At 32.9% G+C, this 24,893-nt stretch carries 23 protein-coding genes, 1 tRNA gene and 1 pseudogene; 22 read left to right on the top strand and 3 right to left on the bottom strand.

Features of this window, described 5'->3' with window-relative positions:
* Nucleotides 1–20: 20 nt before the first annotated feature.
* Entirely contained in the window at nucleotides 21–1,277 is a 1,257-nt protein-coding gene (frsA, locus tag J4T76_RS11490) for an esterase FrsA (RefSeq protein WP_267346138.1), read from the bottom strand.
* A gap of 17 nt (nucleotides 1,278–1,294) precedes the next feature.
* Nucleotides 1,295–1,726 (bottom strand): xanthine phosphoribosyltransferase, encoded by a 432-nt coding sequence (gpt, locus tag J4T76_RS11485; protein WP_038518137.1) that lies wholly within the window; start codon nucleotides 1,724–1,726, stop codon nucleotides 1,295–1,297.
* A 252-nt stretch (nucleotides 1,727–1,978) separates the two neighbouring features.
* Between gpt and J4T76_RS11480 the strand changes: the two genes are divergently transcribed.
* The 6 genes and pseudogenes from J4T76_RS11480 (at nucleotide 1,979) to serC (ending at nucleotide 9,731) form a co-directional block, all read left to right on the top strand.
* The gene (locus J4T76_RS11480; protein WP_267340872.1) at nucleotides 1,979–3,442 is read left to right on the top strand and encodes an aminoacyl-histidine dipeptidase; all 1,464 of its coding nucleotides are present in this window, start codon (nucleotides 1,979–1,981) and stop codon (nucleotides 3,440–3,442) included.
* 214 nt (nucleotides 3,443–3,656) lie between these two features.
* Nucleotides 3,657–4,667 (top strand): N-acetyl-gamma-glutamyl-phosphate reductase, encoded by a 1,011-nt coding sequence (argC, locus tag J4T76_RS11475; protein ID WP_267340871.1) that lies wholly within the window; start codon nucleotides 3,657–3,659, stop codon nucleotides 4,665–4,667.
* Nucleotides 4,668–4,730: 63 nt separating this feature from the next.
* The gene (gene argB / locus J4T76_RS11470; protein WP_267355817.1) at nucleotides 4,731–5,510 is read left to right on the top strand and encodes an acetylglutamate kinase; all 780 of its coding nucleotides are present in this window, start codon (nucleotides 4,731–4,733) and stop codon (nucleotides 5,508–5,510) included.
* 107 nt (nucleotides 5,511–5,617) lie between these two features.
* A pseudogene (locus tag J4T76_RS11465) lies at nucleotides 5,618–6,835 on the top strand (argininosuccinate synthase); the annotation flags it as partial.
* 270 nt (nucleotides 6,836–7,105) lie between these two features.
* Complete coding sequence (gene argH / locus J4T76_RS11460) at nucleotides 7,106–8,479, top strand: argininosuccinate lyase (protein WP_267355821.1); 1,374 nt, start codon at nucleotides 7,106–7,108, stop codon at nucleotides 8,477–8,479.
* 166 nt (nucleotides 8,480–8,645) lie between these two features.
* Entirely contained in the window at nucleotides 8,646–9,731 is a 1,086-nt protein-coding gene (gene serC, locus J4T76_RS11455; RefSeq protein WP_267346136.1) for a 3-phosphoserine/phosphohydroxythreonine transaminase, read from the top strand.
* Between the two features lie 64 nt (nucleotides 9,732–9,795).
* Here serC and J4T76_RS11450 read toward each other — a convergent pair whose 3' ends face one another.
* Nucleotides 9,796–10,155 (bottom strand): DUF4156 domain-containing protein, encoded by a 360-nt coding sequence (locus J4T76_RS11450; protein WP_267340866.1) that lies wholly within the window; start codon nucleotides 10,153–10,155, stop codon nucleotides 9,796–9,798.
* 213 nt (nucleotides 10,156–10,368) lie between these two features.
* Between J4T76_RS11450 and J4T76_RS11445 the strand changes: the two genes are divergently transcribed.
* The 16 genes from J4T76_RS11445 to J4T76_RS11370 all read left to right on the top strand — a co-directional run bounded on the left by J4T76_RS11445 (nucleotide 10,369) and on the right by J4T76_RS11370 (nucleotide 24,888).
* Nucleotides 10,369–10,445, top strand: a tRNA-Ile gene (locus tag J4T76_RS11445).
* Between the two features lie 54 nt (nucleotides 10,446–10,499).
* The gene (locus J4T76_RS11440) at nucleotides 10,500–11,396 is read left to right on the top strand and encodes a ParA family protein (protein WP_267347894.1); all 897 of its coding nucleotides are present in this window, start codon (nucleotides 10,500–10,502) and stop codon (nucleotides 11,394–11,396) included.
* 40 nt (nucleotides 11,397–11,436) lie between these two features.
* Nucleotides 11,437–12,768 (top strand): replicative DNA helicase, encoded by a 1,332-nt coding sequence (locus J4T76_RS11435; protein WP_267347892.1) that lies wholly within the window; start codon nucleotides 11,437–11,439, stop codon nucleotides 12,766–12,768.
* Nucleotides 12,769–12,781: 13 nt separating this feature from the next.
* On the top strand, nucleotides 12,782–14,416 hold the full coding sequence (locus J4T76_RS11430; protein ID WP_267355822.1) for a ParB family protein: 1,635 nt from the start codon (nucleotides 12,782–12,784) through the stop codon (nucleotides 14,414–14,416).
* A gap of 14 nt (nucleotides 14,417–14,430) precedes the next feature.
* A complete protein-coding gene (locus J4T76_RS11425; protein WP_267347890.1) occupies nucleotides 14,431–15,030 on the top strand; it encodes an STY4526/YPO1902 family pathogenicity island replication protein in 600 nt (199 codons plus the stop codon).
* A gap of 10 nt (nucleotides 15,031–15,040) precedes the next feature.
* Entirely contained in the window at nucleotides 15,041–16,300 is a 1,260-nt protein-coding gene (locus J4T76_RS11420; RefSeq protein WP_267347889.1) for an STY4528 family pathogenicity island replication protein, read from the top strand.
* 124 nt (nucleotides 16,301–16,424) lie between these two features.
* Nucleotides 16,425–17,090, top strand: coding sequence for a PFL_4669 family integrating conjugative element protein (locus J4T76_RS11415; protein ID WP_267347887.1), 666 nt, complete (start codon nucleotides 16,425–16,427; stop codon nucleotides 17,088–17,090).
* 20 nt (nucleotides 17,091–17,110) lie between these two features.
* The gene (locus J4T76_RS11410) at nucleotides 17,111–17,644 is read left to right on the top strand and encodes a DUF3158 family protein (protein WP_267347885.1); all 534 of its coding nucleotides are present in this window, start codon (nucleotides 17,111–17,113) and stop codon (nucleotides 17,642–17,644) included.
* A gap of 2 nt (nucleotides 17,645–17,646) precedes the next feature.
* On the top strand, nucleotides 17,647–18,072 hold the full coding sequence (locus J4T76_RS11405; RefSeq protein WP_267347883.1) for a hypothetical protein: 426 nt from the start codon (nucleotides 17,647–17,649) through the stop codon (nucleotides 18,070–18,072).
* Between the two features lie 65 nt (nucleotides 18,073–18,137).
* Nucleotides 18,138–18,671: a single-stranded DNA-binding protein gene (ssb, locus tag J4T76_RS11400; protein WP_267347882.1), complete on the top strand. Its 534-nt coding sequence runs from the start codon at nucleotides 18,138–18,140 to the stop codon at nucleotides 18,669–18,671.
* A gap of 63 nt (nucleotides 18,672–18,734) precedes the next feature.
* On the top strand, nucleotides 18,735–18,959 hold the full coding sequence (locus J4T76_RS11395) for a helix-turn-helix domain-containing protein (protein WP_267347881.1): 225 nt from the start codon (nucleotides 18,735–18,737) through the stop codon (nucleotides 18,957–18,959).
* A 336-nt stretch (nucleotides 18,960–19,295) separates the two neighbouring features.
* Entirely contained in the window at nucleotides 19,296–21,320 is a 2,025-nt protein-coding gene (locus tag J4T76_RS11390; protein ID WP_267347879.1) for a DNA topoisomerase III, read from the top strand.
* Nucleotide 21,321: 1 nt separating this feature from the next.
* On the top strand, nucleotides 21,322–22,596 hold the full coding sequence (locus J4T76_RS11385) for an AAA family ATPase (RefSeq protein WP_267347878.1): 1,275 nt from the start codon (nucleotides 21,322–21,324) through the stop codon (nucleotides 22,594–22,596).
* Nucleotides 22,597–22,738: 142 nt separating this feature from the next.
* Nucleotides 22,739–22,975 carry a hypothetical protein gene (locus tag J4T76_RS11380; RefSeq protein ID WP_267347876.1) on the top strand — a complete coding sequence of 79 codons (237 nt, stop codon included), beginning with the start codon at nucleotides 22,739–22,741 and terminating at the stop codon, nucleotides 22,973–22,975.
* Nucleotides 22,976–23,524: 549 nt separating this feature from the next.
* On the top strand, nucleotides 23,525–24,094 hold the full coding sequence (pilL2, locus tag J4T76_RS11375) for a PFGI-1 class ICE element type IV pilus protein PilL2 (RefSeq protein ID WP_267347874.1): 570 nt from the start codon (nucleotides 23,525–23,527) through the stop codon (nucleotides 24,092–24,094).
* Nucleotides 24,091–24,888, top strand: a complete 798-nt coding sequence (locus J4T76_RS11370; protein ID WP_267347873.1) for a hypothetical protein — start codon at nucleotides 24,091–24,093, stop codon at nucleotides 24,886–24,888. Before pilL2 ends, J4T76_RS11370 begins: the two co-directional genes overlap by 4 nt.
* Nucleotides 24,889–24,893 lie beyond the last annotated feature (5 nt).

Below are 24,893 nucleotides of genomic sequence, written 5' to 3'. Positions count from 1 at the left end.
CTCTTATTTTAAATCAGGTCTTACACAATTGACTCCATCCATTTTACAGACTGAGTCAACCCATCATGCAAGCTCTTTTGTAATGGTGTTTTATGTATGGTTACTAATTTATTTTGTTTAACTGAACGAATCAATTTTGCTTCATTCACATTACTTAAAAAATCATCTTCAACAATAATATTCATGACAGGAACAGGACAAGCATGAGTTAATAATCCTTGATTTTTGAGTGAAAAGTAATTTAATTCGGCCGCTAATTGTGCATTAGATATGGAAGGTAAACCAAGGCGACTGGCCAACATATCTTTGTAAATAACTGGTAGATTCTTTTGCAAATCTTTATCTACAAAAATTTGATGAACAAAAGGTGTAAAGTTAAATAACCCTTTAATCTTATTTGGCATCACATAAGCTAACCGTGTTGCAAGATGGGATCCAAATCGAAATCCGGCTAAAATAACGCGACTATTGTCAACCCATGGAACCGATGAAAGTTGTTCTAATATTGCTTGATGAATTTTACTGCTATTTTGATTTAAAGCAAAATGACGACTATGTCCGACAGACGGTAGATCAACCGTTAACATAGCAAATCCACGAGGAGCTAAATATTCTCTAAAATAACGATAATAATCAATTTGTAAACTGCCCAAAGCATTACATATGAATACAACAGGGCAAGTGCTGTCTGTTTTTGGTAAGTGCAACAATGTTTTAACACGACGATTCTCAATTTTAAATTCCAGCTCTTTGACTGTAAAAGGAGAATAGTTAAGCGCTTTTAAATAAGCTTGATAAGCACAAGTTTGTGCATACATAGCTAGTTCATCATTTTTAAAATGTGGGTAACTGGCAATGCTGGAATATTCACTAGCGATAAGAAAATAATTATGTAAATTAACTCTATCTTCGTCCCTAAAGTTTTCTTTATCTATTAAATCAGCTTTAGACTGCCACAATGCAGCTTGATTTAAAAATTCATAAACCCAATTTCCCGATTGATAACCGATAACTGTATCTAACCACTTTTCATTGGTGTGACGTTTTGTTGAAGCGGCAATTTTGGACAAAAGCGCTTCAACTTCTAATTTGGGTAATCCTCGCCAAAACCATAAAAAAGGATTAATGATCCGATACCATCTTGAATCAATTTCACCATCTAAAGGACTAATACTACTACCGTCACTACTATCTATACGTTTAATCAGCGTTGATGTCTCAGGATAATCAAACTGTGGTTTAAATATCTGAGCAGATAAATTTTCGGTAGTAGTCATGATCGTTTTAAATATCCTTATTGATGATCGCTAATCGGTTTAACAAACATTACACCTGTATCCCAAGGTTGCTCAATCCAAGTATCTTGCTCAATGTCAACAATATAATCATCAACAAGCGGTTTACCAGCGGGTTTAGCAAAAATGGTAACAAAACGAGCTTTGGGATACATTTCACGGATAGTATGTGCGGTGTTGCCAGTGTCGACTAAATCATCAACAACAATGAAGCCTTCACCATCGCCATTTGCTTGTTTTAAAATTAGTTTTTCACGTTGATGATCATGATCATAACTTGAAATGCACACCGTATCAACGTAACGAATACTCAATTCACGAGCCAAGATAGCAGCAGGTACTAATCCTCCGCGGCTGACAGCAATGATACCTTTCCATTGGTTTGCAGGTAACAATCGTTTGGATAGTTGGCGCCCGTAAGATTGTAACATTTCCCAAGTGACATTAAATTTTTCTTTTTCAGCGATAAGTTCGGCTTTATGCTGTTTTTGAGCTTTGATTTCTTCTTCTGTTAAAGTTTGTTCTATTGACATGAGTAACCTGCAATTTTAATCGAATATACGAATTTAATAAATTAATATTAATGGACTAAAAATAGATGTAAAATTGCACCTTATTATAATGTGATTACACAAAAAAAACTACTTATTAATTTATTACTGAGACAATATTGAGGTTAAATTATGCTTTCTACTTTAAAGCCAAATTCTATTTGGCAGATTTTTAATGATATTTGTAAAATTCCACATCCATCTCATCATGAACAAATGATCACTAAATATATTGTCGATTTTGCAAATACTCATCACATTCACTGTGAACTTGATAAAGTTGGTAATATTTTATTAACTAAACCGGCAACTAAAGGCATGGAAAACTGTCCATCTATTGCACTACAAGCTCATATGGATATGGTACCGCAAAAAAATGAAGGAACCGTTCATGATTTTACTACTGATCCAATTCAACCTTATGTTGATGGTGAATGGGTGAAAGCGAAAGGTACAACTTTAGGTGCAGACAATGGTGTAGGATTAGCTTCTGCTTTAGCTGTGTTAATCGATCCCACTATTGAACATGGTCCTATTGAAGTTTTAGTCACAACGTCGGAAGAGACGGGTATGCATGGAGCATTTGGTCTGCAATCTAATTGGTTAAAAAGTCATTATCTAATTAATACCGATTCGGAAGATGAAGGAGAGATATTTACAGGATGTGCAGGTGGTGTTGACTTTACTTCAACTTTTGCCGTTGCTTACGCAGTTATTCCAGAAAAACATGATTGTTATGTAAATATCTCGCTTAAAGGTTTAAAAGGCGGGCATTCCGGTTGCGATATTCATTTAGGGCGTGGTAATGCAATTAAATTAATGGCTCGTTTTTTAGCTGAATATGCGCAAGATATTTCATTTAGATTAGCGGATATAAAGGGCGGTTCGTTGCGTAATGCCATCCCTAGAGAAGCTTTTGCTCAAATCACTTTGAGTAAACAAGATTTACCTCAACTTGAATCTATTGTAAAACAATATCAAACAACCTTAAATAATGAATTAGGGCACGTAGAACCTTCGATACAGATAAATTTTTCAGAAGTAACTTCCGATGAAGTTAAACGTGTTTTAACCCTAGAACATCAAAATAAAATTATTCATTTTTTGCATACTGCACCTAATGGGGTGGTACGTATGAGCGATCAGTTACATGGTATTGTCGAAACTTCACTGAACTTAGGTATTGTCAATATTGTTGAAAACCAATTCAATACGCATTATTTAATTCGTTCACAAATTGATAGCGCAAAAGATGCAGTAGTCTCAACGTTAATATCGCTCAGTCAATTAACCAATGCCAATTATGAAATCAGTGGAGGATATTCGGGTTGGGAGCCGAACTTGAATTCGAGTCTTTTACAATTGGCTAAAGATAAATATTACGAGATATTCTCACAAAAAGCGAAAATTATGGTGATACATGCTGGACTAGAATGTGGATTATTTAAACAAACTTATCCAAATATGGATATGATATCAATCGGTCCAACAATTGTTTCACCCCATTCTCCAGATGAAAAAGTAAATATCCAGAGTGTTATTCGATATTGGGAACTGCTTATAGCGATATTAAAATCAGCAAATCAATTGAAGTAACCTATTCATTTTTATGCCTGCTGATGGTTAATGGTAGGCATAGCTAACTTGTTTTTTTGTCTAATTTTTTTACTATGCATTTTCCTTAATATCAATAGCGTCAGTTGAAAATAAATTCATAAAAAGTGAATAAAAATTCATTTTTTGCTTGTGCAGATTTGATAAATAACCTACTATATATAACATTGTTGCATTGAAATAAATTAGGATAGACATGTTGAAGTCAATTATTGTTGGAGCGAGTGGTTATGCAGGTGCAAAATTAGCTTATTATTTAAATAAGCATCCACATATTGAGTTAATCGCTTTAACAGTATCGCAAAACAGTCAAGACGGCGGTAAACTTATTTCTGATAATGAGTTATATCCACAATTAAAGGGGATAATAGACCTACCGCTTATAGCCACATCTGATTATTCGAGCTATATCAATGATGTTGATATCGTCTTTTTAGCAACAGAACATTCTGTTAGTCATACCATTGCTCCTTATTTTTTAGAACAGGGTTGTACTGTTTTTGATTTATCTGGTGCTTATCGCGTTAATTCTCCTAAGTTTTATACTGATTATTACGGTTTCACTCATCAACATCAGAAATGGCTAAATAAAGCTGTTTATGGTTTGGCTGAATGGAATCATGAAAAGATAAAACGCGCACAATTAATAGCTGTACCTGGTTGTTACCCTACCGCCGCACAATTACCGCTTAAACCTCTTATTGAAGAAAATTTATTAGATAATACTCAATGGCCAGTAATTAATGCGGTTAGTGGCGTGAGTGGTGCTGGTCGAAAATCGACAAATAATAACAGTTTTTGTGAGGTAAGCCTACATGCTTATGGACTGTTTACTCATCGCCATCAACCCGAAATTGCCACCCATTTAGGTCAACAGGTTATTTTTATACCTCATTTAGGTTGTTTCAAACAAGGCATTCATGCCACTATTACATGTCGAGTTAATGAGGGTGTTACCTCGCAAGATATCCTTAATGCATTAAATAAATACTATAAAGATAAACCATTAGTTAGAGTTTATGAAAAAGATTGGCCTGCTTTGAAAGCAGTGATCGACCTACCTTATTGTGATATTGGTTTTGCTCTAAACGATCGTCATTTGATTCTAATTTCGGTTGAAGATAATTTATTAAAAGGTGCTGCAGCTCAAGCTGTTCAATGTATGAATATTCGTTTTGATTATGAGCAAACCACATCGTTATTTTGATGTTTAGGTAAGCAAATCAAATTTTGGATAAACATCCAAAATTAAAACTAATAGGAAATAGAAATGAAACCATTAATTATAAAACTTGGCGGTGTAATACTTGATAACAAAGATGCTTTAAATAATTTATTCGTTATTATTTCTAACTATAAAAAAAATTATCGTCGATCATTAATCATTGTTCATGGTGGGGGTAGCGTTGTTGATTCATTAATGGACCGCTTATCCATGCCAGTTGTTCGCCGTAATGGTTTACGTGTTACACCTGCTGACCAAATTGATGTAATTGTTGGTAGTCTTGCTGGTAGTGCAAATACCCGATTATTATCAGAAGCAAAAAAGCAACAGATAGCAGTTGTTGGACTGTGCTTAGCTGATGGTAACAGTGTTGAAGTTAAACAAATCTCTGAAGACTTAGGTTACGTAGGTGAAGCTAGAGCCGGTGATCCGACTTTGATCAATTTATTAGTAAATGCAGGCTACTTACCTATTATTAGCTCAATTGGCATTACTGAAAATGGACAAATGATGAATGTCAATGCTGATCATGCTGCGGTAGCTTTAGCCAAAACTTTGAATGCGGATTTAATTTTGCTTTCTGATGTGGTTGGTGTTTTTGATGAAAACAAACAGCTGATTGAATCTTTAACCCAATCGCAAGCCGATCAACTCATTGCAAACGGCGTAATTACAGATGGTATGATTGTTAAAGTCAATTCAGCTTTTGAGGCGGCAAAAGTATTAGGGCGACCAATTGATATTGCAAGTTGGATGCAATCCGATAAATTAATTGAATTATTTAATGGAAATTCAGGTATAACTGGCACAAGAATTATTGCTTAAATAAAATACAAAAAGCATATTAGACTGGTTAATAATTTTTAACATATTGAAAGTATATAAACTTTAGCTCATTTAATTATTGTTAGTTATTATAAAAAGGGTATAGCATGAAAAAGAGTAAAACAAACAAGGTGGTATTGGCTTATTCAGGTGGTTTGGATACATCAGCGATTATTCCTTGGTTAAAAGAGAACTATGGGGGATGTGAAGTTTATGCGTTTGTGGCTAATGTTGGTCAAGATCCAAAAGAATTAAAAGATGTTGAAAAAAAGGCTAAGGCATCAGGTGCGATAGCTTGTAAAGTTGTCGATTTACGAGAAGAATTTGTCAAAAATTATGTTTATCCGGTATTAAAAACGGGTGCCTTATATGAAGGTACTTATTATCTAGGTACCTCAATGGCTCGACCAATTATTGCTAAAGCTCAAGTTGAATATGCTTTAGAAGTTGGTGCAGATACACTTTGTCATGGAGCAACGGGTAAGGGTAATGACCAAGTTCGTTTTGAAACAACTTATACAGCTCTTGCACCACAACTTAAAGTAATTGCCCCGTGGCGTGAATGGGATTTACGTTCGCGTGAAGCTTTAATTGATTATTTAAAAGTTCGTAAAATTCCAACCACAGCAACAGTTGAAAAAATTTACAGTCGTGATGAAAATGCATGGCATATCTCTACAGAAGGCGGTGTTCTTGAAAGCACTTGGAATCAATCTAATGCGGATTGCTGGGCTTGGACTGTATCACCAGAAGATGCACCAAACAAACCAGAATTGGTTACTATCGGTATTGAAAAAGGTGAAGTCGTTTCAGTAAATGGAAAACAATTATCTCCATATAACTGCGTAGCAACATTAAATAAAATTGGTGCCAAACATGGTGTCGGTCGTGTCGATATCATTGAAAATCGTTTGGTTGGCATTAAGTCTCGAGGTTGTTATGAAACTCCAGGTGGAACCATCATGATGACCGCTTTACGAGGTTTAGAGCAATTAATTTTAGATCGTGATAGCTTCAAATGGCGTGAACAATTGGGCTTAGAAATGGCATATGTTGTTTATGATGGTCGTTGGTTTGCTCCTTATCGTCGTTCAATCCAAGCTGCTGCTGATGTTTTAGCCGAAGATATGACTGGTGAAGTTGTGGTTAAACTTTATAAAGGTAATGCAACTGCTGTACAAAAGAAATCACCTAATAGCTTGTACAGTGAAGAATTTGCTACATTTGGTGAAGATGAAGTTTACGATCATAGCCATGCAGGTGGATTTATTCGTTTATTCTCATTATCATCACGCATTCGTGCTATAAATAAAGAAAAACAAAAACAGCCTAGTAAAAAGAGCAAAAAAACTGCAACTAAAATCGATAATAAAGGAAAAAACGACAACTAAAGTCAAAAAAATCTAAAGCGAAAGAGAAAAAGTAATTTCTGAATCGTCGTTAAAATGAATAAAGTAACGAATATATACAGGCAATGTCCTGTATATATTGCTTTTATGCTTGATTAAATTTAGATTTATTATAAAAATATAACGCATTCACAACGATAATTAAAAATCGTAATACAAATAATCAAAGAGAGTATTGAGGTAAATATGGCATTATGGGGTGGGCGTTTTAGCCAAGCAGCAGATCAGCGATTTAAGCAATTTAATGATTCATTGCGCTTTGACTATCGTCTTGCAGAGCAAGATATCATTGGATCAATTGCTTGGTCAAAAGCATTGGTTACCGTTAATGTCTTGTCTTATGATGAACAAAAAAAACTTGAAAAAGCGTTAAATGAATTACTTAACTCAGTCCAACAAAATCCGCAGCAGATTTTACATAGTGATGCGGAAGATATTCACAGTTGGGTAGAACAAAACTTAATAGAAAAAATTGGTGATTTGGGTAAAAAGTTACATACCGGTCGAAGCCGAAATGATCAATCCACCACCGATCTTAAGTTATGGTGCAAGGCTGAAATATCGCAATTAATTAATACGATTAATCATCTACGTCAGGCACTGGTTACAACAGCAGAACAATATCAAGATGCCGTTATGCCTGGTTACACTCATTTACAACGCGCCCAACCGATTACTTTTGCACATTGGTGCTTAGCTTATTTTGAAATGTTGACACGAGATATAAGTCGATTACAAGATACGTTAAAACGGTTGGATGTCAGCCCTTTAGGATCTGGGGCATTAGCCGGTACGGCATATCCAATGGATCGCGAAGAGCTAGCACATTGGCTTGGTTTTGCTCGTGCAACCAATAATAGTTTAGATTCGGTATCTGATCGTGATCATATACTAGAATTACTTAACAATGCTTCAATTGGTATGGTGCATTTATCACGTTTTGCTGAAGACCTTATTATTTTCAATAGTGGTGAAGCAAATTTTGTTGAATTATCCGATCGGGTAACTTCTGGATCTTCACTTATGCCACAAAAGAAAAATCCTGACGCATTAGAACTTATTCGCGGTAAAGTAGGGCGAGTGGTTGGAGCATTGACTGGCGCTATGATGACGTTTAAAGGTCTGCCTTTGGCTTACAATAAAGATCTCCAAGAAGATAAAGAACATTTATTTGATGCTCTCGATACATGGCAAGAATGTTTAGATATGTCAGCTTTAGTATTAAAAGACATTAAACTTAATTATGAAAATTGCCAAGAAGCAGCAAAACAAGGTTATTCAAATGCAACTGAACTTGCTGATTATTTAGTCGCTAAAGGTATACCTTTCCGTGAAGCTCACCACATTGTTGGTGAAGTTGTTGTTGCAGCTATCGCAAAACAAAAAGCCTTGGAAGAACTTTCATTAGAAGAATTAAAATTATTTAGCCCAGTTATAGATAAAGATGTTTATGAAGCACTATCGTTAGAATCTTGTCTGGCAAAACGCTCAGCTAAAGGCGGTGTATCACCAAAACAAATTCAAACTGCTATCGAAAATGCTAAAGAGCAGTTATCCTGATACCTAAATTAATTTTCCTAATTATCTGATACTTTGCCGACAACCAGTCGGCATTTTTATACAAATCTGACTATTAAACAAATAGTTTTACAAATAATCTGATTGTATATATTTTAAGAGAATGTAAAAATAGGATTCCTTTTTAAATGGATTGAAGTGAATTGTAATGAGTAAAAGTTATAACTTTAGTGCTGGTCCAGCCAAATTACCGGCTGATGTATTAAAACAAGTACAAAATGAACTATTAAATTGGCATAATACCGATGCTTCTGTGATGGAATTAAGCCATAGAGGCAAAGATTTTGATGCGTGTGCTATTGAAGCGACTGAAGATCTGCGTGAAATATTAAATGTACCCCAAAATTACAAAATTTTGTTTTGCCAAGGAGGTGCTCGAGCACAATTTGCGGCAGTACCATTAAATATTTTAGGTGATAAAACCATCGCTGATTATATAAATAGCGGATATTGGAGCCAATGTGCCGCCAAAGAAGCCAGTAAGTATTGTCGAATAAAAGAACAAAATGTGGTTGTAAAAGAACAAGGTATAACCTCTGTTAAACCTATGTCTGAATGGAAGTTAAGCGATGATTCTGCTTATGTACACTACTGTCCAAATGAAACTATCGATGGTATTGAAATTTTTGAAGAGCCAAATTTTAGCAAAAAAACAGTTGTGGCTGACTTTTCATCTTGCATATTATCGCAACCAATTGATGTCAGTAAATATGGCATTATTTACGCGGGTGCGCAAAAAAATATTGGACCATCAGGTATTACAATTGTTATTGTTCGTGAGGATCTTATTGGTTATGCGCAAAAAATCTTACCATCGGTGTTAGACTACAAAATTTTGCAAGATCATGATTCGATGTTTAATACACCTCCAACGTTTGCTTGGTATATGTCAGGATTAGTCTTTAAATGGATTAAAAATCTTGGTGGATTGAACGCAATGCAAAAGCTCAATCAAGCTAAAGCGCAATTGCTTTATCAATTTATCGATCAATCTGATTTTTATCGTAATACAATTGCACCAGCTAATCGATCAATAATGAATGTCACCTTCTTATCACCAAATGAAGAACTCGATAAAAAATTTGTAAGCGAAGCAACACAGGTGAACATTATTGGCATTAAAGGACACCGAATTGCTGGTGGGATGCGAGCATCGATCTATAATGCAATGGATATTGAGGGTGTGAATTACTTAATTGATTTTATGAAGCAATTTGAAAAACAACATGGCTAAGTAAAGTTTGAATTTGATCAAAAAAAGGGAGAATAAGATCTCCCTTTTTTTATTAAACTGACTCTTATTTGCAGCTATAAACATCACCGACCATGACAGCATCCATTGGCGCAATATCAGAAATATATTGTTGTGAGGCATCTTGCGCATTATAAATTATATTACCGCCCATTGCCGCTGCATTATTTCTGAGTTCAGATGCGGCATCACGAATAAGCTCACTGTGGGTTTTTAAACCAGAAAAGAAAGTACTACGATGCCCCTCTGCTTTACCTAAAAATTGACAGTTTGCAGAAGGTTTAGTATCAATAAACTGAACTTGACTACCTCCAGCCGTAGGTTGATAGTTAGAACCACTACAAGCATTTAAAAAAAATGCTGTTGAAATGGTTGTACTAATAAGTAATAATTTTTTTAATGACATAATATTCCCTCAACCAATAAAGCAACAAAAATAGACCCAACTATTGTAGCAGGATAATTAAACAAAAAATATCAGATCTTACAACTGAACAAAATTCAATAAAATAAAGCTTAATAAATAAGCGAATCAACCTATTTTATTAATTTAACTATAGCAAATTTCATTTAACTCTATTATAATCGCAACCCTACTAAGTCAGTAGCACATATAAATGGCCCCTTAGCTCAGTTGGTCAGAGCAGTCGACTCATAATCGATTGGTCACTGGTTCAAGTCCAGTAGGGGCCACCATCAATATCATGATTTTAATGTTTAATAAATTTTAATTTTTTAAGGGTTAATATCATGAAAAAAAATGCAACAGTTATCACTATAGCCGATACGAAAGGCGGTTCTACCAAATCTACTACAGCGGTTAATATTGCGGCTTTTATAGCTCATTCAGGTTTAAAAACATTATTATTAGATTTTGACTTAGAGCAGCCAACAGCTTGTTCATATTTTCCATTGCAAAAAGAAGCGCCATTTGGCGTTTATGAATTTCTTATAATGCATGAAACAGATTTAGATAAACTAATATCTGCGACGACAACAAAAAATTTAGATGTTATGTCATCAAACAGCGTTAGACAAGAAATCGTTTCACATTTAAACGCTTCGGCCGACGGTATTATACGTCTAAAATCATGCTTAAAACTTCTCAAAAGTGAGTATGATGTTATAGTCATTGATACTGTAGGAACAATTGATCCAACTGTTAACATGGCAGTACTTGCTTCTGATGTGGTTTTATCTCCGCTAGATCCTTCCATGCCAGGCGTTCGAGAATACCTACGTGGTACTATTTCTAATTTGTTTAGAAGTTTGATTCCTTTCACTGATTACGGCATTGTATTACCGCCCGTCTATACTTTTTTTAACCGAGTAGAAGAAAATAACGATTGCCGTCGTATAAAAGAACTCTTTAACCAACAAATCAAATCTCTGTCACAGCTACCTTTTCAAATTACTGTTTTAGATAAAGATATTAAAAAGAAAAATAGTTACAAAGTTGCTGCATCTCTTGGTATAGCAGCGTTTCAGCATTATACCGAACCAACAAATAAAGTAGAACACCCTTATAAAATAACAAAAGCACAGGCTCAAAGTATCAAAGAAGATATTTATTATTTGTGTCAACACCTATTGCCGAAGTACAAGTTAAAGTTTGACGAATTTATGAAAATTGAAATTACTCATTAATCATTTTATTCCTGTTTTTAATAAATATTAAGGTGATTATATGAATAAGCAATTTTATTCTAATGATACTGAGCGATCTGTATTAGGTGCATTATTAATCGATAATAGCAGTATCGATGATTCATTTGAAATAAAAGTGGATGATTTTTATATACCACAACACAAATTGATCTTCGATGCTATAGTCTCTTTAATACAAGAGGGTAAGAATGCTGATATTTTGACAGTATCTCAGGCTCTTTCCGAAGAAAAACTTAGGAGCTGTGGTGGGTTAGCATATTTAGCTGAGTTAACTAGAGATACACCAAGAGCAACAAATTATAAGTACTATGTATCAATTTTACGTAATTATACAAAAGCTCGTAGTGCTAATAATATTGCGAAAACATTGATAAAAAATCTTTCAAAAGCATCATTTAGTGATTCAGATAGCAGTAATCAGATTATAGCAAAAACTGAATCCGAACTTTTTCAGCTGGGACATGCCATAGATAATCAAGATGAGCAACTTATACCCGCAATGTTGAGTAATCTTATGACATTTTTGGAAACAGAACACTCTCCATTTATTCCAACATTTTTTAAAAACTTAGATTCTAAAATAGGTGGGTTGGAACCCAAAGAGATTACGATTATTGCAGCAAGGCCTTCTATGGGGAAAACCGCGTTTCTTATTTCAATGATATACAACCAAATAATAGCGCTTAATGACAATCCAAATTTACCTAAACAACCTATTTTTGTTTTTAGTTTAGAAATGGATTCACAATCATTAATGTTGCGATTATTAGCTGCATTAGCTCATGTACCGTTTATCGATATAAAGAATAAAAATCTTGACGATAGTGATTACGGAAAAATTTCTCAAGCAATTGCAATTTTATTGAAGTTAAAAAAATTTCTTATTATTGATGATAATGCGCATTTAACTCCTAGTATTTTTAGACGTAAAGTTCAGCGTTATATACGCTTATATGGTCAACCAACATTTGTAGCAGTTGATTATGTGCAGTTAATGTCATCAGGTGAAAAAAACAATGAAAATCGTGCTGTTGAAGTGAGCAATATTAGTAGACAACTAAAAATTCATTGTAAGGATTTCAATATTCCCTTAGTTCTGCTTTCACAATTAAACCGTTCAGTTGAATCTCGTTCTGATAAACATCCTCTTTTGTCTGATTTGAAAGAATCTGGCAGTCTTGAGCAAGATGCGACAACAGTAATATTGTTATATCGAGATGAAGTCTATAACGAAAACAGTGAATGTAAAGGAACAGGTGAATTAATTGTGGCCAAAGCTCGTAATGCTGCTACAGGTAAAGTAGTAGTCAAATTTGATGGGCCATATATGCATTATCAAAATTTAGTTTAAGGAATATATTAATATGATGGTAGAACAAAAATCATCTGTAGACGTTATGCGTGAACGTATGTCTACAGGTTTTCCCGACGGTGATCGGGCGACCACTAAAATTACATTGAATGAAATGCCTATGCGAGTAAATCTAGATGAATTAAGACCTAGCAAGGTATTACCACGCTTGAAAAAAAATGAATTATATGAAGATATTAAAGAATCTATTCGCAAAAAAGGACTTGATAATGCACCTGTAATTACAAAAATGCCAGGAGAGGAAGGGTATGTAATTTCAGATGGAGGAAATACACGATTACAAATTTTGAAGGAATTGTATGATGAAACTGGTGATAAACGCTTTTATACAATTAATTGTCTTTTTCGCCCCTGGGGGGGAGAGCTGAAATCTATTGTTGGACATTTAACCGAAAATGGACTTCGTAATGATTATACATTTATAGAAAAAGCATTGGGCGTTGCTAGGAGTAAAGTTTTGTATGAAGAAGAAGCTGGCAAAACACTTTCTTCACGAGAGTTAAGTGAAAGGTTAAAAAATCACGGGTATCCTATTTCTTATGTATTAATCACTAAAATGCTCAATACAGTTGATTATTTGTATCCCTACATACCGGAGATCCTGAAATTGGGATTGAGTCGAAATCAAATAGAAAAAATTTTAATGTTAAGAAGTATATGTTCGGATATATATAAACGTTCGGAAAAATATGATGATGACAATGCTTTTGTTGAAGGTTTTAATTTAGTATTAAGTGAATTTGATTATGATCCCGAATTATTTAGTTATGACCGTTTGCAAGACGAGATGTTTGGTTATTTTGCAAAATTGCTGGACATAAGCTATCAGCTTTTTGAATTTGAATTAGAAGAGAAAAAACATAAAGGGATAAAGAAAAACTTGTCACCAATCGATGTTAGCAAAAATGACGCTAATACTGAACAAGGTGAAGTAGATACATTGAAAGTTGCTGCAATACAAAAAGATGAATTGCAACAGGATTTTTCATCTGAAACTGATGTTAATAGCCAACAATCTACTAAAGTTGGCCAAATTTCATTTAAAAAAGAGATAAATCCAACAATAATATCCGATGATGATCCTGAACCCTCTTATACTGTTTCACCGAGTGGCGATATTACTGTACATGACGGAACTGATGTTAACTCAGTTATAAAAGAAATAATTGAATCTACAGATTTAGCAAAAATTAATCCACATGCATACAGCCTCAGTGCTAATTTAAATACTTATGGTAAAACAGAAAGAACACCTATTTTAGATTTATGGAAATTGCCAGAACAAGCTACTAATTATGAATATGTTTTTCGAGATATAGCAGGGCATGTACTTGATATATTTGATGAGCTAAGAATTAATAAAGAATCTTTTGCATTTTCAATTGATGAGAATGACAAATCAAAATTACCCGTCATTGCGTTTAACAAGCTTACTATTGAAGACGAAGCTGATCGTAAAAAATGCATAGCATATGAGTTGTTATCATCCTTACTTACAGAACCAACTGAAAAAACTGCTAGCCTATATTGTTTAATCACTGAATTCAATGATTTTGTAGTGATTAAATTTTTACGAATTATTCGTTTATTCCGAGTTTATAACGAGTTTTTAAACCAACAACATTAAATATGAGGCATATTATGGTAAGTGTCAGTAACAATATAAATTTAGCGATCCTGAATATGGTCCATAATTTTATTAATGAAGGAAAAATTCAGTCATTAATTGAAATGGGATTTACTATTGAACATTTAAAGCAAATGAAAGAATTGAGTTATTCACAAATTACTTATATTGCAAACTCACCAGTGCTGTTGATACAAGTTACCATAAATACAAAATTATTTGATGTTGTATTGGCAAGAGCAAAAGAATTTGAAGAAAGAAGTCATATTATTGATAAAGCATATTCACTAGGCGCATCTATAGAAATTTTAAATAAATATTTTGGATTATCAACATCTGATATTAGTTGCTCAAGGAAACTTAAAGATTTAACTGTATCAAAGGGGCGTTTTAGGAAACCTGACGATGCGGAAAAAATAGTTATTTGGGAACAATGGCAGCTTAAAAAAAATGAAAATTCCGATATTTTAATAAATGATGATTTAAATCGTTTATTAGTTTATATGGATATTACTCAACATGTTTCTATAATGAGCGATGATAATATTGAACCGTTAACATTGACATCGGTAATTAAAGAACTAGAGCCATTAATTAATTCAAGTAATTTGTAAATCAAAAATTATGGTAGATTTCGAAAATCAAATTAACTCATTACGCAATGCGTTGGTAGAACAGAAGATAAAAAGCGATTCTTCTGATGAAAAGATTGCTATGTTTTTTGCAGGCAATCAATATGACTCAATGCCTCGAGCTTTATTAGAAGACGATTCAATTACTTCATTAGATAAATATGCTTGGCAACGGTTGTATATTGAACTACAAAAATACAAGCACAGTAACTATTTTCCAACTTACGATAATTTACAAAAGTTGTGGGGGAACCAAGGAGGTACATTGTCTAGAAAAACTGTGCGAGAAATACTTTCTAGATTAGTTTTATCAGGCTGGTTGTCATTTAGAATGATTCGAAGCAGTAGTAATGGTCAAATTATGGGTAATATTTATATTCTTCATAATACAGCACTGCCTCTTGAAAAGATAATTGATGAAAGTGTTATACATATTTTAACATCAATGCTAAATAAAAGTAGCATTACAAAATCATTAGCTATGTTGGCATACAATCTAGTTAGCACGTATATCAATAAAAGCACTCAATCAGAAAAAGACATTTTTTTGCACATTAACGATGCAAAAACTGAAACCGATATAAATTACAATTTTAATAATATTGCATCATCGTTACTCAATCATTTACAGAATTTATTAAGTTCCCAAAAGAAACTAAGTGAAAAAACACCAAGTTTTCAAAAGGAATTAAGTAAAAAACAACTAAGTTCCAAAAGTGAACTGAGTCTGAATTCACAGAGTTCCCAAAAGAAACTACCAAAAAAATCATCATGTTATGATTCATCTAGTAGTACTAGTAGTTTATATAGTAGTACTACTGATAGTAATATTTTGTTAGATATTCCAGATAATATCAAAGCTTGTCTTGGGCAAGGATTGAATGATGTTATCAGTGCGATAACTAAAAATAGTTTAGATATACAAATTGCCAATAATGTAATTAAAACGATCTCTCAGAAAGATATTACTAAAATAAAAAATATGACTGCTTATCTTGTGACAAATATACAAAAAGCCGCTCGAGGTGAATATAACCTCATTCCAACAAGTAATCAGAAAACATCACTAATCACGTTAAATACCCCAACAGATGAAGTTCCTAAACAGAAAATTTTAAGTAACTTACCTGTTGAGAAGAGGGTGATTAGCAAAGAAAAGATAGAGGAACTTTTGAACCCATTGAAAGATATGTTACTTGAGGTTAACCCTAAAAGTGTTGTTACGGGGGGTAACAGTGAGCTAAGTAGTTAATTTACTGTTACGGGGGATAACAGTGAGCTGAGTAGTTAATTTACTGTTACGGGGGGGTAACAGTGAGCTGAGTAGTTAATTTACTGTTACTTAAAATTTATTTTATTTAAATAGGAGTATTTACATGGAAACAATTGAAACCAATCAAGTAGGTGTTTTACGAAGCGATATTAGAATAGAGCTTCATAGTGTTCCCGCAATTCAAATCTGGTATGGCAGAAAAAAAACTGATGATAAGCATCCGATTCAAAGTATGACAAGAGCTATTGCTTATTTAAAAGTTATTGAAATAGCAACACGTCTTGATGACCCCTATGCAGACATTAGATTGACTAAGTTCTATGAACATATTACTAAAATTGAAAAATTATTAGAGCTTGAGAATTATCGTATTGATGAAATACTTAAATCAGTACCGTCTGGTTTTAAAATAAGTGATGCGACATCAGTTAAACCCGTCGATCTGAGCTTATTTATTAATGTACCTAGTGGTTATCAATTAGTATTTTTACTGTGTAAATTTGATTTATTTGTCCGAAAAGTTCAGCTAGCTAAGCATATTTCATTAATCAAAGGTGGTGATGCATCAGATAGGCAAAATATGATTGCTCATGAATTACGTTCGTTAATTACTTATATAACTAAATATAAACGCCTAGGCGTAACTCGAAAAGATTTTGTTGATAATACCCCGTTAGCAACTAAAGCTATTGAGCTATTCGGAATTGTACCAGAAGAAATATTAAATGCAGATAAAATTCGAGACAGAACTATATCAATCATGAACTAACTTAATAAGGTGTTTATCTAATGAATAAGTTTTATAAAGATGAATATGCAAATACACTTTCTCTATTAGATTATCAATTTGCAGAACAATATCTATCCCTAAAAGGCCTTTTAAAGCCTTTTAAAGGTAAGGGGGAATATGAAACTATTTTACAAGAAATTGAATCCTACCTTTCTAGATTAGAAAATATTGCAGAAAGACTCATCAATGACACAAAGGATAAATTACCAATTAAGTATTTACCTTTTTATTTAAAAAAAAGACGCTTATCCAATGGTTCAGTGTATTTAAGTTGGAAGTATAAGAAAATAGTCATTGTTGATGGTAAAACCAGTCGTACTGAAATTGAAGGAAAACAATTGATATTAGATGCCTTGGAACAAAACAATTTGAGTTATGAGGATAAAAAATTTATTCGGCAACTGGAAGTTGATCGTTTAACGTTAAATTTTCAAATGAGGATATGTATTCGAATCAGGCATTTAATCAATGAAATGTTACCTAAATTTGATGAGTTGAATCAATTTGATGATAAAACCTGTATGGATAAGTAAAAATGAAAACAGAGAATAGTGGGTCAATTTTTTTTATTATTATGGTAAGCATACAATTGATGTTAGTTTCGAATATTGCTCTTTATCTAACAACCGATTTATCCAATCATCAATTAATAAGTATTTTAAGCATATTCAATATTATTTTTTTAGTTGTATTTATTTTTGTATTACTTATAAGCATAAAATCAAACTTACTGGCTATTATTATTTTAATAATATCATGGGCATTTTCCTTAAGTTATTCAATAAATGAAAGTAATCATCTTGGATTACTTAATAATCAAAATGTATGGCTAATATTTAAAACTGAAAATAATTGCAAATTGATATCAAAAGGGACTGTTAATTTTCTGATTTTTCCACTTGCAAATAATGGTTGGTTGTGTGCTGATGGGGTTATTTACTATAACCACTTTGATATGTAAATAAGGAAAAATATGCCTAGTAATGGTATTTAACTTTAACAAATTTAATATATAGGAGCATTAAAATGGCAAGTCGAGGAATCAATAAAGTAATTTTGGTAGGCAATTTAGGAACCACCCCTGAAGTGCACTATTTACCCAATGGTGGAGCTGTTACAAATTTTAGTATTGCAACATCGGAAACTTGGAAAGATAAGCAAACTGGTGAAGCAAAAGATAAAACTGAGTGGCATCGAATTGTCGTGTTTGGTAAATTAGCTGAAATTGCTGGCGAATATCTTAAAAAAGGGATGCAAGTTTATATTGAGGGACAGCTTCAAACTCGGAAATGGCAAGATCAATCAGGAACAGATCGTTATACAACTGAGGTCGTGGTTAATATTAATGGAACATTACAAATTCTAGGTAGACTTAATAGTAAGTTGGATGATACTACATCGCAAAATTTGGGACAAAGTGCAAATAATCAATCCTCAGTGCCGGCAGCTGCACAACAGCAAGAAACACCATCTAATGAACCGTCAATGGATTTTGATGACGATATACCTTTTGCTCGATACGGTATGATGTATCCAAGGCATATGATTCATGTTATTTAGTTATTAAAAGTGACTAATGATTCAATAAAAGTGGTGTGGATAGGATTTAAATTGGAGATTGCTATGAGAAATAAAGACTGGGTTCCATCAAGAGTAGTGGGTGAATTAAAAATCAGAGGCTTTACATTAAGGGGATTGTCTCGCAGTAGTGGTTTAAGTCCAGATACATTGAGAAATGCGTTATACCGTCACTGCCCTAAATACGAAAGAATTATTGCAGAATATTTAAAAGTTCCTGTAGAAAAAATTTGGCCTAGTCGTTATAAGCCAGTTACTAATAATGACTAAGAGAAAGTTATTGGCAGTAGACATTTTTATTTTAGAGTAAGGATCATAAATTTTGGATAAGATTTTAATACTTACAGTTATTTTATCATTACTAACAGTAACGGGTTACTCGAATAAAAAATATAATACACTAAACATGAAAGCTTGAATGAATAATCCGTTTCTTAAAATTAAGTAAAATGCGCAAAGTTTGCGCTTTTTTTATATGCTGGTTATTTTAATATGTGTTTTAATTGAATAAATTATTTTAATTTATTCAATTTGATTTCTATTTAAATGTAGTTATCAATAAACTAATTGATATTCTCATATAATTAAAATATATGAGGATATATTATGCTTTTATTTATTTGCGAAAAACCTAGTCAGGCAAAAGATATTCAAAATCATATCGGAGTAACGATAAAAGATAATGGGTTTAATCGTAGTGCTGATGGTTCAGCATGTATTACTTGGTGTATTGGTCACTTACTTGAGCTTGCAGAGCCAGAATATTATGATGAAAAATTTAAAAATTGGAATATCGATCATTTGCCAATTTTACCTCAAGAATGGTTATATAATGTTAAGAAGACAACATCAAAGCAATATAAAGTTATTCAATCGTTAGTAAAAAAAGCAAAAACGATTGTGATTGCTACAGACCCAGATAGAGAAGGGGAGGCGATTGCATGGACACTTCTTGAACGATTAAATTGGCGAGGTGTAACAAAACGGTTATGGTTATCAGCTCTTGATGATGTTTCCATAAAAAAAGCACTAAGCAATCTCAAGGGAGCAAGTGAAACTTATCCACTATATTTAGCTGCACAAGCACGAGCAAAAGCAGATTATCTTGTTGGTTTAAATAGTACCAGATTATTCACTTTGCTTGGTCGAAATGCAGGATTTAATGGCGTATTGTCAGTAGGACGAGTTCAAACCCCAGTGTTGAAATTGATTGTTGATAGAGATAGGGAAATTAAGAATTTCAAACCTAAACCCTACTTCGATATTAATATTCATTTATCTAAAACATCTCAATCATTCAATGCAAAATGGATCCCTAAAGAATATATCGATGATGCTGGGCGATGTTTGAATGAATCATTTGTACGACAAATAGCCCAGAGAATACAAAATTCTGGACAAGCAAAAGTGACAGATATTAACACTGAGAGAGTTAAAATAGCCCCACCTTTAGCTTTTAGTTTAAGCGATTTACAAAAAGCATGCTCCCAAAAATACGGTATGAAAATGACGCAAGTATTGGATGTTGCACAATCACTTTACGAAACTCATAAACTTACAACTTATCCAAGAACTGATTGCGGATATTTACCTGAGTCAATGTTTGATGAAGCTCGAACGATAGTCTCTGCTATTATGAAAAATGACCCAGAAATGGCCAAGTTTTTGACAAGCGTCAATTTAGAACTCAAATCTCGTGTTTGGAATGATAAAAAAGTTACTGCCCACCACGGGATAATCCCTACTGCTAAGATTGCTGAATTATCACAGCTTAGTGACGATGAACTTAAAGTTTACGATTTGATTCGACGTCATTATTTAGCTAACTTCATGGTGCATAGTGAGGTTGATAAAACAGTGGTTAATTTAACAAGCTCTAGTGAAAAATTTCAGGCCCGTGGAACGGTTCAAGTTGAACGTGGTTGGAAAATGTTATTCGTTAATGAAAACATCGAAAATGCTGAAGATGTTGATGATAAGCAAAAATTACCAGCATCATTATTGTCAGGTGATATTTGTAGTATTACAAAGACGGATATTAGAGCATTACAAACTAAACCTCCAGCACATTTTGATGATGGTAGTTTGCTTGATGCAATGAAGCAAATTGCAAAATATGTTGAAAACCCAAAATTAAAAAAAATGTTGAAAGAAACATCAGGAATAGGAACTGAAGCTACAAGAGCCAATATTGTCGGTACACTTGAAAAACGCAACTATATTGAGAGAAAAAAGAAAAATATAATCGCAACGAATATTGCTTACGCATTGATAGATGCTTTACCTTCAGTTTTAAAAGATCCTGGTATGACTGCGTTATGGGAACAAGAACTGGAAGATATTGCCTCGGGTAAACAGCAGCAAAGCGAATTTATGCGTAAGCAATATATTTTTGTAAATCAGTTGATACAAACACATAGAACAACCGTTTTAGCTCAAAACACATATGCGACTAAAGCAATATCGTTTCGATGCCCTGAATGCAGTAGTGGTGAACTGATAAAACGCAAAGGTGAAAGTAAAAAAGGATCATATACGTGGTTTGGTTGCTCACGTTACAAAGAAGGCTGTAAGTTTACATGTTTTGCAGACAAGAAAGGTAAGCCTATTTTGAAAAGAAGGGATGATTAGTATGAGCGTTAAATCTAAAACACTAAAAAAAATACCAATGTGGCAACACGCCATTGATTTACATAAAAGTCTTTATCCAGAAGATTTTGGTGTCCTCGTAAAAGATGCAGATTATTTTCGTAAAATCAGCGATATTCTCATTAATCGACGTAAAAATAAAATTTGTAGCCTTCTTGATATAGAGCGATTGCCATCTCCCTTAATGTCATCAAATGCTTTACCTGTTGTTATAAAAACAGGTAAAGGGCGACGTCTTATGTTTAATGATGCATCGGGTTTTTTTAGAATTAAACTTAATAATGAGCATACAGTTCATATTTTACGCTCTGTATTGAACTCTAAAGTATCAATTGAATACACAATTGGTACAGAGAAAGCATTGTTATTATTACATGATATTTGTGATACAGGAACAAAGAAGATCATAAGAAATTTACCCAAAAAAGGTGTGTGGGAAATATCTTACTATAATAATTCAGCTTGCTACTGGAGAGTTCAACCAAAAACATTAGAAGAATTTAAACGATTTTCTAATCATCCAAGATATAAAATTTTAGAGGATGATTTTAACCAATTTTTTACTGAAATTGATCTTTATACCCGTTATGGTCAATCCGGTATGAGAAAAGTGTTGTTAACTGGACCTCCTGGCACTGGAAAAACCACTATCGCTAAAGCTTTATCTGTTATTCATAGAAATGATGTTGTGGTTATTTATGCCACGGGAGATAGTTTTTTCTTAGCTTGTGAAGAGGCAGCAAAAAAACAAAGACCAGCACTAATTATTGCCGAGGAAATTGATGAATTATATAAAGCCAATGCTTCAGTACTTAGTTTTTTGGATGGTAGTCTAACACCAAGGAATAAAGCTGGTACATATGTTATATTTTCAACTAACTATCCTAAAAGAATTGACCCTCGAATAAGTAAACGACCTGGTAGAATTGATAAAATTATTTCTGTTAGCGCATTTAGAAGTAAAGCTGCAGCTGAGTGCGCCAAAATGTATCTTCCGCAAGATTGCTATATCAGTGATAAAGACTTAGGGGATGCATTAGATAGAACAACTCCAGCCGAAATTAAAGAGATTATTAATGTGGCTTTAGGGATGATAAGAGTGACTAAAGATGATTTAACAGGAGAATCTCTCATTAAAGCCCGAAACTATCTGAGTAAGTCATTAAAAAATGCGATAGAGGAATGTGATGATGATTCGGATGTTCGAAATGAAATTTATGAGCGTAATGGACCACAGTTGGATTATTCGGACTATTAATATAAAGATTAATTCAATCAGATTTGATATTAGATTTATGAGTTTGATTTTTTATTTTTCTCATTAGTTTTATTTATTATTTACATTGACTTTTGCTAAGTTTAATATAACGTCTTAAACCAATTAGAGAGTAAAATGATCTATGAAACAAAAAAAATCAAATATTCATCGGATTCATCCGAATGACTTTGATAATTATGAAGATTTTGATTTTTGTCGTGCTTGTGCGATCTTACAATATCAAATAGAACTGCAAATTACTGAGATTTTTAGTCAAGTTGAAAATGGTGAGACAGTAATGATATGGGATACTAAAGGTGATCCTGAATTATTTCGTGATATGCAAAAGGCAGTGAAAAATCTAGAGAGAAACCCATAAAATATACGGATGATTGTAACAACTCTGTGTAAGTTACAACATATGCATAAAAACCGATAGGGCTTTATGTTTATCAGAGTTTATTTGATTCACTTTTCAATTTTTTAAATGTATACAATAAAGAACTCAGTTCAGGGTAAATACCATTGTAGCAGGAAAAACAGTGGTATTTACCTTGTTTGTTCTATAATGACTAATAACAACACCAAAACTGAATGGTAAAAAATCAGTAGCCCTTAGTGCGTTAACGCGTGCCAAATAAGACTGTTTAGAAACAGACTTATTTATTCGGTTCAACTCAGCTTACTTAATAGCGAATCGAAAATGTGTATGAAATTGCATGATTTTTGAGGGGAAAGTGCATTTCGTCACTTTTATTGAGTTATCTTCAATTCTAATTATATTAATTATATATATACAAAAAAACAAGAAGCCCATTTTGATAAATGGGTTTTTTGTTATACTCAGAATTGATTTATTTGTTTACTCATCCATGATTGCATTTTACCTTTCTACTTTCTACACATTATATATCTAAGGGTAAATACAATGAAAATCGCTATCTCTATGCTAGCATTACTTCCAATATTTGTATTAATGGGATGTACAAATAACTCTAAAACTATTGCCTCTAAAACTAAAATAGAATCTAAGTCTACCCAAGTTTTGCAGACAGATCGATATACCATTGTTGAACTAGACGATCCAACTCATAAATATGTATTAGAGCAAATTATAAATATTTCACTACCTAAAAATTTAAACTTAACGGTTAAAGATGGAATGGAATATGTGTTAAACCAATCGGGCTATTCTCTTTGCACTAACTCAGATATCAATATTCTTTATGAAAGTACTTTACCCAAGGTTCAATATAAAATTGGACCAATTTCATTAAATGATGCTCTATATGTTATGGCTGGGCCTGCTTGGAATTTAGTTGTTGACGATGTAGAACGAGAGATCTGCTTTCAACTAAAAAAGGGATATTTTCGAAAACAACAACCTATATCCTCAGTTAAACAAGAACCTCAACTTGATACCTATAAAGTCCCACCGAAAATAATAGAAACAAAAGATTCTAAAAATACTATTGATATTAGAGGAAGTAAAAAATGAAGGATACGTTAGTAAATAAATTAAATATAAACGGACCAGTTACTATAACTAAAAAAATGGTAATTATGATATGTGGTGTATTTGCAATTTTTTTTACATTAATAGCGATAACGTTGTTTTTATCTCTCAATAACTATGATAATTATCAATTAATATCCAATAGCTACAACGAATTATTGGAAAAAGTAAACACAAATAATGTAAGTGTAAATAATATCAATGCATTAGAAAAAAAATTAAGTGAAATTCAATTAGAGCAAAAAAAAATCAATGTAGATTATGATAATTTGAATACACGCTCTGCACGTAGTCAACAGGATATAATGTCATTACAACTAATTCTAAATGATCAAAATCTCGATAGCAAATTAGATAATCTTGAAACAGCTATAACAAATATTGAAATTGAATTAGACGCAGTTAAAAATGTTCAAAAAATGCAACAAGAATCATTAGATGGTATTGCTACATCTTTCGAACAGTTTAAACAACAAATCATCCAAAAAATCACAATGATGCTATCAAATAATAATAAATCAACAGATACAACACGAAAAAATACAGAGAATAAAGCAGCAAGTTTAATAAATTTCAAATATCAATTGTCTAGCATTGAATTTAGATCAGGTGAGTTAGTGGCTGTATTTCTACCTAAAGATGCTACATCTTTATCATCGTTAAAATTTGTAAATGAAGGTGATCAGCTAGATTCTTGGAAAGTTGCAAAAATTGATAAGAATTCGGTGAAATTAATAAATAGTAAGCAACAAGCTTATACTCTAACGATAGATTAAGGTGT

This window comes from Gilliamella sp. B3022 (assembly GCF_028751545.1).
Taxonomy (GTDB): Bacteria; Pseudomonadota; Gammaproteobacteria; order Enterobacterales; family Orbaceae; genus Gilliamella.
This window is presented reverse-complemented; position numbering and strand designations above follow the sequence as displayed.

Bases quoted from the DNA above. Each gene is read 5' to 3' on its own strand.
- argC (WP_267340871.1), top strand. From the start codon at position 3,657: ATGTTGAAGTCAATTATTGTTGGAGCGAGTGGTTATGCAGGTGCAAAA.
- J4T76_RS11410 (WP_267347885.1), top strand. From the start codon at position 17,111: ATGAATAAGTTTTATAAAGATGAATATGCAAATACACTTTCTCTATTA.
- J4T76_RS11385 (WP_267347878.1), top strand. From the start codon at position 21,322: ATGAGCGTTAAATCTAAAACACTAAAAAAAATACCAATGTGGCAACAC.
- J4T76_RS11450 (WP_267340866.1), bottom strand. From the start codon at position 10,155: ATGTCATTAAAAAAATTATTACTTATTAGTACAACCATTTCAACAGCA.
- J4T76_RS11415 (WP_267347887.1), top strand. From the start codon at position 16,425: ATGGAAACAATTGAAACCAATCAAGTAGGTGTTTTACGAAGCGATATT.
- argH (WP_267355821.1), top strand. From the start codon at position 7,106: ATGGCATTATGGGGTGGGCGTTTTAGCCAAGCAGCAGATCAGCGATTT.
- J4T76_RS11435 (WP_267347892.1), top strand. From the start codon at position 11,437: ATGAATAAGCAATTTTATTCTAATGATACTGAGCGATCTGTATTAGGT.
- J4T76_RS11420 (WP_267347889.1), top strand. From the start codon at position 15,041: ATGGTAGATTTCGAAAATCAAATTAACTCATTACGCAATGCGTTGGTA.
- J4T76_RS11480 (WP_267340872.1), top strand. From the start codon at position 1,979: ATGCTTTCTACTTTAAAGCCAAATTCTATTTGGCAGATTTTTAATGAT.
- J4T76_RS11440 (WP_267347894.1), top strand. From the start codon at position 10,500: ATGAAAAAAAATGCAACAGTTATCACTATAGCCGATACGAAAGGCGGT.
- pilL2 (WP_267347874.1), top strand. From the start codon at position 23,525: ATGAAAATCGCTATCTCTATGCTAGCATTACTTCCAATATTTGTATTA.
- frsA (WP_267346138.1), bottom strand. From the start codon at position 1,277: ATGACTACTACCGAAAATTTATCTGCTCAGATATTTAAACCACAGTTT.
- J4T76_RS11395 (WP_267347881.1), top strand. From the start codon at position 18,735: ATGAGAAATAAAGACTGGGTTCCATCAAGAGTAGTGGGTGAATTAAAA.
- J4T76_RS11370 (WP_267347873.1), top strand. From the start codon at position 24,091: ATGAAGGATACGTTAGTAAATAAATTAAATATAAACGGACCAGTTACT.
- J4T76_RS11380 (WP_267347876.1), top strand. From the start codon at position 22,739: ATGAAACAAAAAAAATCAAATATTCATCGGATTCATCCGAATGACTTT.
- serC (WP_267346136.1), top strand. From the start codon at position 8,646: ATGAGTAAAAGTTATAACTTTAGTGCTGGTCCAGCCAAATTACCGGCT.
- J4T76_RS11425 (WP_267347890.1), top strand. From the start codon at position 14,431: ATGGTAAGTGTCAGTAACAATATAAATTTAGCGATCCTGAATATGGTC.
- J4T76_RS11390 (WP_267347879.1), top strand. From the start codon at position 19,296: ATGCTTTTATTTATTTGCGAAAAACCTAGTCAGGCAAAAGATATTCAA.
- ssb (WP_267347882.1), top strand. From the start codon at position 18,138: ATGGCAAGTCGAGGAATCAATAAAGTAATTTTGGTAGGCAATTTAGGA.
- argB (WP_267355817.1), top strand. From the start codon at position 4,731: ATGAAACCATTAATTATAAAACTTGGCGGTGTAATACTTGATAACAAA.
- J4T76_RS11430 (WP_267355822.1), top strand. From the start codon at position 12,782: ATGATGGTAGAACAAAAATCATCTGTAGACGTTATGCGTGAACGTATG.
- J4T76_RS11405 (WP_267347883.1), top strand. From the start codon at position 17,647: ATGAAAACAGAGAATAGTGGGTCAATTTTTTTTATTATTATGGTAAGC.
- gpt (WP_038518137.1), bottom strand. From the start codon at position 1,726: ATGTTACAATCTTACGGGCGCCAACTATCCAAACGATTGTTACCTGCA.